The sequence below is a fragment of the Zavarzinia sp. genome (genome assembly GCF_041650655.1).
Taxonomy (GTDB): domain Bacteria; phylum Pseudomonadota; class Alphaproteobacteria; order Zavarziniales; family Zavarziniaceae; genus Zavarzinia.
Genome location: NZ_JBAZKR010000099.1, coordinates 1 through 13,291, shown reverse-complemented (window position 1 = coordinate 13,291; position 13,291 = coordinate 1). Strand labels below are relative to the sequence as shown.

Below are 13,291 nucleotides of genomic sequence, written 5' to 3'. Positions count from 1 at the left end.
GGGGTTTCGTTGGCCGGCACCGGCTTGGCCTGATCGCTGTCCGGGAGTTGGAGCGGCAGGGTGACGGTGAAGACCGAGCCGACGCCTTCCTCGCTCTCGACCGCGACGCGGCCCTGCAGCAGGTCGACCAGGTGGCGCACGATGGAGAGCCCGAGGCCTGTGCCGCCGAAGCGCCGGGTGGTCGAGGAATCGGCCTGTTCGAAGGGGGTGAACAGGCGGGGCAGCACATCGGGGGCGATGCCGATGCCGGTGTCCTGGATGCGGAATTCGATCGCTTCGTCGGCATCGGCGCCGATGACGCGGGTACCGATCCGCACGCCGCCACGATCGGTGAATTTCACCGCATTGGACAGGAGGTTGAACAGGATCTGGCGGACCCGCGTCGGGTCGCCGATCACGAGGGGCGGCAGCGGGGCTTCCGTTTCGAGCTCGAGGCTCAGGTGCTTTGCTTCCGCCTGCGGGCCGATCACGTCCTTCAGCTCGGTCAACAGGGCCTCGAGATCATAGGGGATCGCCTCGACGGTCATTTCGCCCGCCTCGATCTTGGCGAGGTCCAGGATGTCGTTGACGAGGCCGAGCAGGGCGCGGCTGGCGCTCAGGCTCTTACGCACATAATCCTGTTGCCGGGTGTCCAGCGCGGTCTGCTCCAGGAGATGGCCGAGACCGATCACCGCATTCAGGGGGGTGCGGATCTCGTGGCTCATGTTGGCCAGGAAGGCGCTCTTTGCCGCGTTGGCGGCTTCGGCCGAGTGTTTCGCTTCGAGCAGGGCCTGGTCGGCGGCGAGCCGTGCGGTGATATCGGTCCGCAGGGAGATGAATTTGGTGATGCGCCCGGCCGCGTCGGAGAAGGGCACGATGATCGTGTCGAACCAGTGCAGTGAACCGTCCTTGGCCCGGTTGCACAGGTCGCCGCGCCAGACTTCGCCGGATTCGATCGTGTCGCGCAGGCTGCGGATGAAGATCGGGTCGTGAACGCCGGATGAGAGCAGAGTGATGTTGCGCCCGATCAGCTCGTCGCGGCTGTAGCCCGTGATCCGGCACAGGCCCTCGTTCACGTCGATGATGCAGCCGGTGGTGTCGGTCTCGGAATAGAGGGCGTGCAGCTTGATCGTGTTCAGCAGGGCTTGGTTGTCGCGCAGCGCGACGGCCAGTTTCTGGCGGCCCTCGGTCAATTCGGTGACGTCATGCAGCAGCACGTAGAAGCCGCGGACTTCGCCCGCCATCACGTCCGGCAGGTAATAGGCGAGCAGGCGGCCGCCGGAACTGCCGTCGGGACGGGCGATGGTGCGCTCGAAGGCCTGCGGTTCGCCGCGCAGGGCGCCTTCGACGGGGGCGCGGATGCCCTCGTAGGCGGGGCCGAGCAGGTCGCGGAGAGCGCGGCCGGGCATCTGGCTGGGGGCTACGCCGAACCAGTCGCAATAGGCTTTGTTGGCGACCCGGTTCACCAGGTTGTGGTCCCAATAGCCGATCATCGAGGGCACGGTATCGAGGATCGTCTGAAGGTCGCGGCGCGCGGTTTCGAGCTGGCTCGTGCGTTCCGCCACCTGACGCTCCAGTGTGGCGTTGAAGGCTTTGAGGGCGCGTTCGGCGGCGCGCCGGTCGGTGATGTCGCGAATGGTGCTGCCGATGCCGATGACCTCGCCGCCGGGATCGGTGATCGGCGCCGCGGTCACGGCGACTTCGACCTCCTGGCCGTCACGGCGAAGGCCCGCGGTGTCGAAGGCGGCTGTGGCGAGGCCGTCGAGCGCGCGGTCGCGCAGAGACTCGAAATCGCCCGAGCGGGGGCCGTGCCACAGGATCTCGGCGCTGAGCCTGCCTACCGCTTCAGTCGCCGGATAGCCGAAGATCCGCTCGGCCGCCCGGTTCCAGCTCGTGATGACGCCGGAAACGTCCTCGGCCACGATGGCGTCGTTGGCGTTTTCGACGATATTGGCGAGCAGCGCCTGGCGGGCCAGGCCGTCGCGACGGCGCTCGAGATTGTCGCGATAGGCGTAGAAGAGGGCGGCGATCAGCACTGCCGCGACGCCGCCCGCCAGGAAGACATCCTGCGGCGTGGTCTGATGCAGGCGTTCGACGAAGGCAGGTGTCGCCTGCACGTTGAGACGCCATTGCCGGCCGTAGATGGGTAGCGTGACGTCCTCGTGAAGAAGGCCTTCTGCGCCGTCTTCGATCAGGCCGTGCAACGCGTTCGCGGCGTAGAAGGGATACTCGCCGCCGTTGTCGGTCGCATCGAAGAGGGCGAGGGAGACGCGATCGCCGCTCGTATCGATATCGTGCAGGATCTCGCTCATGACCAGCGCAGCGTAGACCCAGCCGAACAAGGCCACCTCGCGTTCGGCCGGGGTACTCCGGGGGAAGCCATAATGATAGATCGGCAGCAGCAAGAGGAAAGATTGGGTCGGCTTGGCGGCGGCCTGGACCAAGGTGATGGGGGCCGTGATGGTGGCCTCGCCGGTGCGCATGGCCCGTTGGGCGGCCTGCCGGCGGTTGGCTTCGGAGGCGATGTCCAGCCCGACAGCGGGGCCATTCCGCTCGACCGGCTCGACGAACTGGATGACGTAGCGATCTCCGTCGTTGGGGCCGAGGCCGCGCACCGTGAAATCGGGTGCGCCGTCGGCCCGGGCGGCGGCAACGAAATCCGTTTCTTGGGCGATCGGTACGCGGCGGATGAAGCCGAAGCCGCGGGCGCCGGGAAACTCTACGTCGATGTCGCGGGATTCATGATAAATGCGAAAACGGGTGCGCGTGATGCCTTCATAGCCGGCACCGATGATGGTGCCCCGGGCGCCCCGCAGGCCGTACTGATAACGCCACAGGCGGGAGCTGATCTGATTGGCGATGCGGCTGGTCAGGTTGGTGAAGTCCTCGACCATCCGGTCGTGGTTCGCCGTTTCCTGTCGTCGTGCCGCGAGCCCGGCCAGTCCGAGACCGACGAGCAGAACCAGCGCGACCGGCACGGCGCGACGCCACAATGCGCGGTCGGTCATGACTCTGCCTGTCCAGACGGCGAGAAGGCGGTGAAGACGGCCTGATTCCGGCCCAGATGCTTGGCTTGGTAGAGGGCGGCGTCTGCGGCGTCGATCAACTGGGCGGGCTGTGTGTTGCGCTCGGGCCGTAGCGCCGTGGTGGCGCCGGCCGAAATGGTGACGTGGCGGGCCTGGGGCGAAGCCGCATGGGGGATTTCCAGCGCCGCGACGGCCCGCACCAGGTTCTGGGCGATGTGCTGGGCGCCGCCGGCGTCGGTCGCAGGCAGGACGACCGCGAATTCCTCGCCGCCGTAGCGGGCGGCGAGATCGCTCGGGCGCCGGATCACCGCCCCTATCGCCCGCGCCACCGCCTGCAGGCAGCGGTCGCCCGCCGGATGCCCATAGTGGTCGTTGAAGGCTTTGAAATGGTCGATGTCCAGGAGGACGAGCGACAGCGGCTCCTGGCGCCGGCAGGCACGGCGCCATTCATGCTGCAGTTCCTCGTCGAAACTGCGGCGGTTGGCGAGGCCGGTCAGGCCGTCCGTGCGGGCGCTTTGGCGCAGGGCCTCGGTGAGCTGGCGCAGGCGGAGCTGGGTGCGCACCCGGGCCACGACCAGGGGCTGGGCCAGCGGCTTCGAGATGAAATCGACGGCGCCGGCCTCGAGCCCCGTCACTTCCGAGGCGAGGTCGCTGTGGCCGGTGACAAAGACCACCGGCGTCTCGCACAGCCGCGGGTCCGCCTTGAGCCGACGGCAGACGTCGAAACCGCTCATGCCGGGCATGTTGACGTCGAGCAGAACGAGATCGGGTGGTGCCTGGGTGGCGAGCGACAAAGCCTCCTCGCCGGAGAGCGCGAAGCGCAGCTCGCCGAAGGGTGTCAGCATACCGCCGAGCGCCTGGATGCTGGCAGGGTCGTCGTCGACGATCAGAATCGAGCTCGTGCCCGGTTCGGCCTGATCGTGCCGGTATGCGGAACTTGATTGCACCGACTTCCCTTCCATCGCGCCGACGATCGGCACAACGACGCTTCATCCCGTCACAATTTGACGCAGAATGATCGCTTTTCCGTTAACGGGTCAGGGGCCGGGAGGAACGCCGTCCTCGCCCCATTCTTCGTAATGCGGGATTCGGTCGTCGCCGAGGACGATCCAGGGAAGCTTCTTGGAGACCCAGGTGTGATAGGTCGGGGCGACCCGCTCAGGCTCGTCGAGCGTGGCACAGGTGAAATCGATTTCGCCTTCGAGGCCTAAGAACCTGAAGGTGAGCTGGCTGCCGCAGCGGGAACAGAATTGGCGCAGCGAGCGGGGTGACCAGGCGTATTCGCTGGCCGGGCCTTCCAGGGTGAAGGCGTCGAGCGGCACGGTCGACCAAGTGACATAGCCGGCGGCCGAGGCCTTGCGGCAGAGCGTGCAATGGCAATGGCTGGTGGAGATCGGCGGCGCCGTGATCCGGTAGCGACAGGCGCCGCACAGGCAGCCGCCGGTCAGCGGATCGTCTGCCGTCACGCCCCGCATGGTCAGAGCTCGAGCCGGCACCAGACCGGCGTGTGATCCGAGGGCTTGTCCTGCTCGCGCGGGTTGCGGTCGACGCCGGCATCGACCAGGCGGTCGACCGCCTGGGGCGAGAGCAGCAGATGGTCGATGCGCAGCCCGTTGTTCCGCTCAAAGGCGCGGCCCTGGTAATCCCAATAGGTGTAGCGCCGGGGTCCCGGGTCGATCGCCATCAGGGCGTCGGTATAGCCTAGGTTGACGATCCGGCGGAGCGCGGCCCGGCTCTCCGGCCGGCACAGGGCGTCGTCGCGGAAGGCGGCGGGGTCGTAACAGTCGCCGTCGGTCGGGCAGACGTTGTAGTCGCCCGCCAGCACGGTCGGCTCCTCGAGGGCGAGGAGGGCGCGGGCCTGGTCGCGCAGCCGCGCCATCCAGCGCAGCTTGTAGGGGAATTTCTCGCTGTCGACCGGATTGCCGTTGGGCAGGTAGATCGAGGCGACGCGGAGCTTGCCGCCCACGACGGCCTGGAGGTAACGGGCCTGTTCGTCCTCGTCTTCACCCGGCAGGCGGGTCTCCTCGACCTCGATCGGCGCCTTGGCCAGCAGGGCGACGCCGTTGTAGGTCTTCTGGCCGACGAAGGCGACATTGTAGCCGGCGTCCTCGATCTCCTGGCGGGGCAGGTCGACCGTCTTCAACTCCTGCAGGCAGACCACGTCCGGCGAGGCCTCGGCCAGCCACGCGAGCAGGTTGGCCAGGCGGGCCTTGACCGAATTGACGTTGAAGCTGGCGACCCGCATCGAGGCTCAGACCGCGAAGGACGAGCCGCAGCCGCAGGACGAGGTGGCGTTCGGGTTCCGCACCTGGAAGGAGGCGGCCAGCATGTCCTCGACATAGTCGACGACCGAGCCGGCGAGCAGATCCATCGAGACCGAATCGATGCGCACCAGGGCGCCGCCCTGCTCGATCACGAAGTCGTCGTCCTGGACCTGGTCGTCGAAGGCGAAGCTGTATTGGAAGCCGGCGCAGCCGCCGCCCGAGACGGAGATGCGCAGGAACGTGTCCGGCTTGCCTTCTTCCTTGAGGAGAAAGGCAACGCGCGCGGCGGCCGCATCGGTCAGGCCGACGCTGCGCAAATCGCCGGCGGGGGGCAGGCCGGTGGGATCGGCGGCAATCTGGGTCGCGGACATGGGCGAACTCCTGACCGGAGGGGGGGACAACTCGCTTAAACATAGGGTCTGGCCGCCCCATGTCAATTTGACGGGCACGCAGTGCCGCCTTTCTTGATGCGCGGGGATCGGCCCTGTAGTTTGCCGCCATGACCGACGTCCGCGCCCCCTATGCGAGCGATCCGCGCCGCAGCCGCGGCCGCCGCTTTCCCGAACCCGAGAGCGCGACGCGCAGCGCCTTCCAGCGCGACCGCGACCGCATCATCCATTCGAGCGCCTTCCGCCGGCTGCAATACAAGACCCAGGTCTTCGTCTATCACGAGGGCGACCACTACCGGACCCGGCTGACCCACAGCCTCGAAGTCGCCCAGATCGCCCGCTCGATCAGCCGGGTGCTGCGCCTCGACGAAGATCTGGCGGAAGCGCTGGCGCTCGCCCACGACCTCGGCCACACCTGCTTCGGCCATGCCGGCGAGGATGCGCTGGACCAGCGCATGGCGCCTTTCGGCGGCTTCGACCACAATGCCCAGACCCTGCGCATCCTGACCCGGCTCGAAAAGCGTTACGCCCAGTTCGACGGCCTCAACCTGACCTGGGAGACGCTGGAAGGCGTGGTCAAGCACAACGGCCCGCTGATCGGGCCGGACGGCCGCCGGCGCCGGGGCGACGGCCCGCTGCCCGCCGCCATCCTCGATTATATGGAAGAGCAGGACCTGGAACTGGCGACCCATGCCGGGCCGGAGGCGCAGGTGGCGGCGCTGGCCGACGACATCGCCTACAACAACCACGATCTCGACGACGGCATCCGTGCCGGGCTGTTCACGCTTGACGACCTGCGCGACCTGCCGCTGGTAGGTGCCGTGGTGCGGGAGGTCGAGGCGCGTTTCCCCGGGCTGGAGCGCCAGCGCGTGGCGCATGAGGTGGTGCGCGCCCTGATCGGCCGCATGGTCGACGACCTGCTGGCCGAATCGCAGCGCCGGCTGGCCACCCTGAAACCCGATTCGGTCGAGGCGATACGCCGCCACAATGTCCCCGTCATCGCTTTCTCGGCTGCCATGGCCGAACAGGATCGGGCATTGAAGGCTTTCCTCTGGACACGTATGTATCGCCACGACCGGGTGAACCGCATGACCTCCAAGGCCAGGCGGTGCGTCCGGGACCTGTTCGATCTCTATCTCGCCGAACCCCAGTGCCTGCCGGCCGACTGGGCGCGGCGGGCCGAAGGGCCGGGCAGACCGAAAACCGCAAGGCTCGTGGCCGATTTCATCGCCGGCATGACCGATCGTTTCGCGATCGAGGACCATGCCCGCCTGTTCGACATCACTGTGAACACATGACCCATTTCTTCGACGACCTGGCCCGTGACCTCAAGAGCCGCCTCGCGGCCCTGGCAGAGGCGGGCACCATTCCGCCCCTGCCGGAAAACCTCTCCTCCGTGGTGCTGGAGCCGACGCGCGACCCCGCGCACGGCGACGTCGCCACCAATGCGGCCCTCGCCCTGTCCAAGGGCATGGGGCTGAAGCCCCAGGTGCTGGGCCAGCAGATCGCCGCGGTGATGCGCGAGAACCCCCATGTCGTCGAGGCGACGGTGGCGGGGCCCGGCTTCGTCAACCTCCGCCTGGCGGATGATTTCTGGCGTGACCAACTCCGGGCCGTGCTCGCCGCGGGCAAGGATTTCGGCGCTTCCGAGCGGGGCGGCGGGCTCAAGGTCAATGTCGAATATGTTTCGGCCAACCCGACCGGGCCGCTTCATGTCGGCCATTGCCGGGGGGCAGTGTTCGGCGATGCGCTGGCGGCGCTGCTCGAAAAGGTCGGCTACGCCGTCACCCGGGAATATTACATCAACGACGCCGGCGGCCAGGTCGATACGCTGGCCCGTTCAGCCCATCTCCGTTACCGCGAAGCCCATGGCGAAGCGATCGGCGAGATCCCCGAAGGCCTCTATCCCGGCGACTATCTGATCCCCGTGGGGCAGGGCCTGCGCGAGAAATACGGCGACCGCTTCCTGCACCAGCCGGAATCGGCCTGGCTCGCCCCGGTCAAGGAATTCGCCATCGCCGCCATGATGGCGATGATCCGCGAAGACCTGGAAGCCCTGAACATCCGCCAGGACGTCTTCTTCTCCGAACACAGCCTGCATACGACGGGTAGGATCGACCAGGCACTGGCGACCCTGACCGAGCGTGGCCTGATCTACGAAGGCGTGCTGGAAGCCCCCAAGGGCAAGCAGCCGGACGATTGGGAACCGCGGCCCCAGACCCTGTTCAAGGCGAGCCAATTCGGCGACGACACCGACCGCCCGCTGAAGAAGTCGAACGGCGCCTGGACCTATTTCGCGGCCGACATCGCCTATCACCTGGACAAGTTCAAGCGCGGCTTCACCCGCCAGATCGACGTCTGGGGCGCCGACCACGGCGGCTATATCAAGCGGATGCGCGCCGCGGTGACCGCGATCTCGGACGGCAAGGCCGACCTCGACGTGAAGATCTGCCAGCTCGTGAAGCTGACGCGGGGCGGCGAGCCGGTGAAGATGTCCAAGCGCTCGGGCAGTTTCGTCACGCTCCGCGACGTGGTCGACGAAGTGGGCAAGGACGTCGTCCGCTTCATGATGCTGACGCGGAAGAACGACGCGCCGCTCGACTTCGACTTCGACAAGGTGACAGAGCAGTCCAAGGACAATCCGGTCTTCTACGTGCAGTATGCCCATGCCAGGGCGCGCTCCGTGCTGCGCAACGCGGCGGCGGAGATCGCCGGCCTCGATACTTCGCGCGAGGCGCTGAAGGCGGCCCCGCTCGAGCGGATCGCCACGGCCGACGAACTCGCCCTTGTCAAGCTGATGGCGGCCTTCCCCCGGCTCCTTGAGGCCGCGGCCGAGGCGAGCGAGCCGCACCGCGTCGCCTTCGCGCTCTATGATCTGGCGGCGGCCTTCCACGGGCTCTGGAACAAGGGCAAGGAAGACCCGTCGCTCCGCTTCATCCATGCTGACGATGCGGCGCTCACCCTGGCGCGCCTCGCCCTGCTGCAGGGCCTGTGCGACGTGATCGCCTCGGGCCTCGGCATTCTCGGTGTGACCCCGGTCGAGGAGATGCGTTGATGCAGGGCAGCTCGCCGCAAGATCCCTATTCGCCCGATCCTTACGGCCAGGGGCCCTATCGCCCCGGCCCGCCGGGCGAGCGCCTGGTGCCGCCCTCGACCGAGGAGGAGGGCGGCGGCCTGAAGATCGGCCGGCTGCTGCTGCTCGGTCTGGCTGGCGGCGCCTTGCTCTATTTCGGGCTCAGCCTGCTCGCCGGCAGCGACCACCAGACGGTGACCGACGCCAGCAGCGTACCCCTGGTGCGGGCCGACAATGCGCCGACCAAGGTGCCGCCGGAGGAACCGGGCGGCATGGAAGTGCCCGACCAGGACAAGCTGATCTTCGATCGGATCGGCGGCGGCACGGGCGATTCCAGCCTGCCCGAGCAATTGCTACCCCCGCCCGACACGCCGATGGCGCGCCCGACCGCGCCGCCGCCGGCCCCGCCGCCCAGCGCCGAGGCCCCGGCGGTCCCGGCCCCTGCACCTGCGACTGCGGCGCCCGCGACCCCGCCGGCCGCCACCCCGGCCCCCGGTACTACCGCGATGACGACCCCGGCGCCGGCCCCTGCGGCGCCTCCGGCCGCTCCGGCCAAGCCGGCCGCGACCCCGGCGACGCCCGCCCCGGCCAAACCGGCACCGGCTCCGGCCGCACCTGCGCCGTCGAAGCCGGCGGCGACCCCCACACCGGCTCCGGCCCCCGCGGCACCGTCTGCGGGGGGCGTCACCATCCAGCTCGCCGCCCTGAAGGACGAGGCTTCGGCGAAACAGGCCTGGGCCAGGCTGGTGAAGAACAATTCGGACCTGCTCGCCGGGCTGAAGCCGATCATCCTGCCGGTGCAGGTGAACGGCGCCACGCTCTACCGCCTGCGCGCCGGGCCTTTCGCCACCAAGGATGCGGCGGGGCAGGTCTGCGCCAAGCTGAAACTCCGCAATCAGGACTGCAATGTCGTTCGCTGAGGCCTCCAGGGCCGCCGTCGTCGGCATCGCCGGCAAGAGCTTGAGCGGCGCGGAAAAGGATCTTTTCGCGGCGGCGCCGCCGCTCGGCTTCATCCTGTTCGCGCGCAATGTCGAGACGCCGGAACAGGTCGCCGCCCTGGCGGCCGAATGCCGGCAGGTGGTCGGGCGGCCCGACGCCACGGTCTGGATCGACCAGGAGGGCGGCCGCGTGGCGCGCCTCCGCCCGCCCCATTGGCCGTCCTACTACCCGGCCCGGGCGATCGGTGCCCTGGGCGGGACCACGGCCCGGCGCGCCGCCTATCTCCAGGCCCGGCTGATCGCCGACGACCTGTTCCGCCTCGGCATCGATGTCGACTGTCATCCTTGCGTCGATCTCTCGGTCCCGGGCGCGCATGACGTGATCGGCGACCGCGCCTTTGACAGCGATCCGGCGGTGGTGGCCGAACTCGGCCGGGCGGCCTGCGACGGCCTGCTGGCGGGCGGCGTGCTGCCGGTGATCAAGCATCTGCCCGGCCACGGCCGCGCCATGGCCGACAGCCACATCTCCCTGCCGCTGGTCACCACCGCGCTCGGCGAATTGGCGGCCAGCGATTTCGTGCCCTTCGCGGCACTGGCCGACATGCCGATCGCCATGACCGCCCATGTCGTCTATGGCGCTGTCGATCCCGAGCGGCCGCTGACCCAGTCGGCCCGGGGCATCGACCTCGTGGTGCGCGACATGCTGGGTTTCGACGGCGTCCTGGTCTCGGACGACATCAACATGCAGGCTCTCTCCGGCGACCTTCCCGCGCGGGCCGCGGCGGCGCTGGCGGCGGGTTGCGACATCGTCCTCCATTGCAGCGGCAAGTTCGAGGAACTGGCCGGGCTGCTGCCCGGTCTGCCCGGCCTGTCGGATGCGGCTGCCCGGCGCTGGGCCCGGGCCGCCGGCCGGCGCGCGGCGCCCGCCGCCTTTGACCGTGCCGCGGCGCGGGCCGAATTGGACGGCCTTCTCCTGGCCGAAGGGGTCACGGCATGAACGGTCTCGCCCAGTTCCTGCAGCAGATCTCGGTCTGGGCCTTGCCGGTGATCTTCGCCATCACCCTGCATGAAGCGGCGCATGGTTGGGTCGCCGACAAGCTGGGCGATCCGACGGCGCGCATGCTGGGCCGGATCTCGGCCAATCCGATCCGCCACATCGATCCTCTCGGCACCATTCTGCTGCCGGCGCTCCTCCTGCTCACCGCGGGTTTCGCCTTCGGCTATGCGAAGCCGGTGCCGGTCGATTTCCGCAACCTGCGTCATCCGAGGCGGGACACCGTGCTGGTCGCCGCCGCCGGTCCCACGGCCAATCTCCTGATGGCGCTGATCGCGGTCGGGCTGCTCTACATCGTGCCTTATCTGCCCGACAGTGCGGCGACCTGGCTCGCCAACAACTGCGTCAATGCGGTGATCGTGAATGCCGTGCTCGGCACCTTCAACATGATCCCGCTGCCGCCGCTGGATGGCGGGCGGGTCGCCGTCGGCCTGTTGCCACGCCCGCTCGGCCGCCGCCTGGCGCGGGTCGAGCCCTATGGCATGCTGATCGTCTTCCTGGCGGTTTTCGTGGTGCCCCTGGTCTCCGGCCAGTTGGGCGTTCCGTTCAACCCCGTGTTCGAGCTAATCGCGCCGGTCATCGATTTCATCATCCGGACGCTGCTCTCGCTGCACGGCGGGGGCTGACGGCGGACCCGGCCATGACCGACAAGCCGAGCCTGCCTTTCGAGGAACAGCCGGCACCCCTGGTCGACGAGGCGGGGGAGAGCCTGACGGTCGACGTCGAGGGCTTCGAGGGGCCGCTCGACCTCCTGCTCGTGCTGGCCAAGGCGCAGAAGGTCGACCTCCGCAAGATCTCGATCCTGAAGCTGGCCGACCAATATATCGCCTTCATCCACGAGGCTCGGCAGCTCCGCCTCGAACTGGCGGCCGACTATCTGGTGATGGCGGCCTGGCTCGCCTATCTGAAATCCCGCCTGATGCTGCCCGAGGCGCCCGCGGGGGAGGAGCCTTCGGGCGAGGAACTGGCGGCGCGCATGGCGCTCCAGCTTGAGAGGCTCGAAGCGATCCGCCAGGTCGCGGCCAAGCTGATGTCGCGCCACCAGCTCGGGCGCGACGTCTTCGCCCGGGGCGCGCCGGAAGGGGTCACCGTGGTGCGCCGCTCGCAATGGGCGGTCAGCCTCTACGACCTGATCCGCGCCTATGGCGATTGGGTGGCGCGCAAGGCCGGCGGCCATATGACCGTGAAGCTGCCGCCCATCTACACCATGGAGGCGGCGATCGAGCGCCTGTCGTCCATGATGGGCGTGCAGCTCGATTGGGCGCGGCTCGAACTCTTCATGCCGGGCGAATTCAGCGATCCTCTGGGTCGCCGCTCGGCCCTGGCCGGGACTTTCGCCGCCAGCCTGGAACTGGTGCGCCAGGGCAAGATCGAGCTTCGCCAGGACGAAGCCTTCGCCCCCATCTTCATCAGGAAGGCCCCCGAAGAATGACCGAGCCGGGAATGACGGATACGGAAGCGCCGGAAGAACGGCCGGCCCCCGACGAGGCCGACCTCCTGCATTTCAGCCGCATGGTCGAAGCCCTGATCTTCGCCGCCGCCGAGCCGCTGGGCGAAGCCGACCTGGGCCGCCACCTGCCGCCCGGCATCGAGCTTCGCGCGCTGATCGCGCGGGTGGCGGAAGCTTACCGCGGGCGCGGCGTCAATCTGGTCGAGGTCGGCGGCCGCTGGACCTTCCGCACGGCGCCCGATCTCGCCTTCCTGCTCCGCCGCGACACGGAGGAGACCCGCCGCCTGTCCCGCGCCGCGATCGAGACCCTGGCGATCGTCGCCTATCACCAGCCGGTGACCCGTGCCGAGATCGAGGCGATCCGCGGCGTCGCGGTCAGCCGGGGGACCGTGGACGTGCTGCTCGAAACCGGTTGGGTGAAGCCGGCGGGGCGGCGCAAGACGCCGGGCAAGCCGCTCACCTTCAAGACGACCGACGTCTTCCTCGAGCATTTCGGCCTCGCCCAGATCGGCGACTTGCCGGGCATCGAGGACCTCAAGGCGGCCGGCCTGGTCGATCCCCGCCAGTCGATGCCCGTGATCGGCCGCGACGAAGACCTGGAGCCGCTGGAACCCGACGATGGTCTGGAGCCGGATGACGGTTCGATGGCTTGATTGTTGCGGCGCACTAGCCTAGTTATTGAGAATCGTTCGCAGGCTCCGAAGGGTCGTCGCGTTGGCCGTTTCCGATCTCCGCCCGAATGCAGCCGCCGGTCCCCGGCGCTGGCGCCGCCTGAACGGGTGGAGCGCGCTGGCCTTTGCCGTCGCCCTGTTTTTCGCGCTGCCCGTGGTCATGGTCGCCTCGGCCGCGCTGACGCCGGCGGGCGAGATGTGGCAGCACCTGAGCGAGACGGTGTTGCCGCGCTATATCGCCAACAGCGTGATCCTCATGGTCGGCGTCGGCATCGGCGCCGCGGTGATCGGGGTGGGCACGGCCTGGCTCGTCACCATGTGCCGTTTTCCGGGCCAGCGCCTGTTCGAATGGGCGCTGTTCCTGCCCATGGCGGTGCCTTCCTATGTGCTGGCCTATGCCTATACCGGGCTGTTCGACGTGGCCGGGCCGGTTCAGGACTTGCTGCG

13 protein-coding genes are annotated in these 13,291 nt (G+C 68.6%); 8 read left to right on the top strand and 5 right to left on the bottom strand.

What is annotated here, in order from left to right; genetic code table 11:
* From WC493_RS18190 to erpA, 5 genes are all read right to left on the bottom strand, one after another.
* Window positions 1-2,987, bottom strand: a 2,987-nt coding sequence (locus WC493_RS18190; protein ID WP_373067083.1) for a PAS domain S-box protein, incomplete at its 3' end; no start/stop codon positions are given.
* Entirely contained in the window at window positions 2,984-3,952 is a 969-nt protein-coding gene (locus WC493_RS18185; protein ID WP_373067082.1) for a diguanylate cyclase domain-containing protein, read from the bottom strand. The genes WC493_RS18185 and WC493_RS18190, both read right to left, overlap by 4 nt.
* Before the next feature lie 90 nt (window positions 3,953-4,042).
* A complete protein-coding gene (locus WC493_RS18180) occupies window positions 4,043-4,480 on the bottom strand; it encodes a GFA family protein (RefSeq protein WP_373067081.1) in 438 nt (145 codons plus the stop codon).
* A 2-nt stretch (window positions 4,481-4,482) separates the two neighbouring features.
* Window positions 4,483-5,250 (bottom strand): exodeoxyribonuclease III, encoded by a 768-nt coding sequence (gene xth / locus WC493_RS18175; RefSeq protein ID WP_373067080.1) that lies wholly within the window; start codon window positions 5,248-5,250, stop codon window positions 4,483-4,485.
* A 6-nt stretch (window positions 5,251-5,256) separates the two neighbouring features.
* Window positions 5,257-5,640: an iron-sulfur cluster insertion protein ErpA gene (gene erpA, locus WC493_RS18170; protein WP_373067079.1), complete on the bottom strand. Its 384-nt coding sequence runs from the start codon at window positions 5,638-5,640 to the stop codon at window positions 5,257-5,259.
* A 128-nt stretch (window positions 5,641-5,768) separates the two neighbouring features.
* Between erpA and WC493_RS18165 the strand changes: the two genes are divergently transcribed.
* The 8 genes from WC493_RS18165 to WC493_RS18130 form a co-directional block, all read left to right on the top strand.
* Entirely contained in the window at window positions 5,769-6,956 is a 1,188-nt protein-coding gene (locus tag WC493_RS18165) for a deoxyguanosinetriphosphate triphosphohydrolase (protein ID WP_373067077.1), read from the top strand.
* Window positions 6,953-8,713 carry an arginine--tRNA ligase gene (gene argS, locus WC493_RS18160; RefSeq protein WP_373067076.1) on the top strand — a complete coding sequence of 587 codons (1,761 nt, stop codon included), beginning with the start codon at window positions 6,953-6,955 and terminating at the stop codon, window positions 8,711-8,713. The genes WC493_RS18165 and argS overlap by 4 nt, the downstream gene beginning before the upstream one ends.
* Complete coding sequence (locus tag WC493_RS18155; protein ID WP_373067075.1) at window positions 8,713-9,651, top strand: SPOR domain-containing protein; 939 nt, start codon at window positions 8,713-8,715, stop codon at window positions 9,649-9,651. The genes argS and WC493_RS18155 overlap by 1 nt, the downstream gene beginning before the upstream one ends.
* Window positions 9,638-10,666, top strand: a complete 1,029-nt coding sequence (gene nagZ / locus WC493_RS18150; RefSeq protein WP_373067073.1) for a beta-N-acetylhexosaminidase — start codon at window positions 9,638-9,640, stop codon at window positions 10,664-10,666. Before WC493_RS18155 ends, nagZ begins: the two co-directional genes overlap by 14 nt.
* A complete protein-coding gene (locus WC493_RS18145; protein WP_373067072.1) occupies window positions 10,663-11,349 on the top strand; it encodes a site-2 protease family protein in 687 nt (228 codons plus the stop codon). The genes nagZ and WC493_RS18145 overlap by 4 nt, the downstream gene beginning before the upstream one ends.
* 14 nt (window positions 11,350-11,363) lie before the next feature.
* Complete coding sequence (locus WC493_RS18140) at window positions 11,364-12,155, top strand: ScpA family protein (RefSeq protein WP_373067071.1); 792 nt, start codon at window positions 11,364-11,366, stop codon at window positions 12,153-12,155.
* Entirely contained in the window at window positions 12,152-12,826 is a 675-nt protein-coding gene (gene scpB, locus WC493_RS18135; RefSeq protein ID WP_373067070.1) for an SMC-Scp complex subunit ScpB, read from the top strand. Before WC493_RS18140 ends, scpB begins: the two co-directional genes overlap by 4 nt.
* Before the next feature lie 61 nt (window positions 12,827-12,887).
* Window positions 12,888-13,291, top strand: a 404-nt coding sequence (locus tag WC493_RS18130) for an ABC transporter permease (protein WP_373067068.1), incomplete at its 3' end; no start/stop codon positions are given.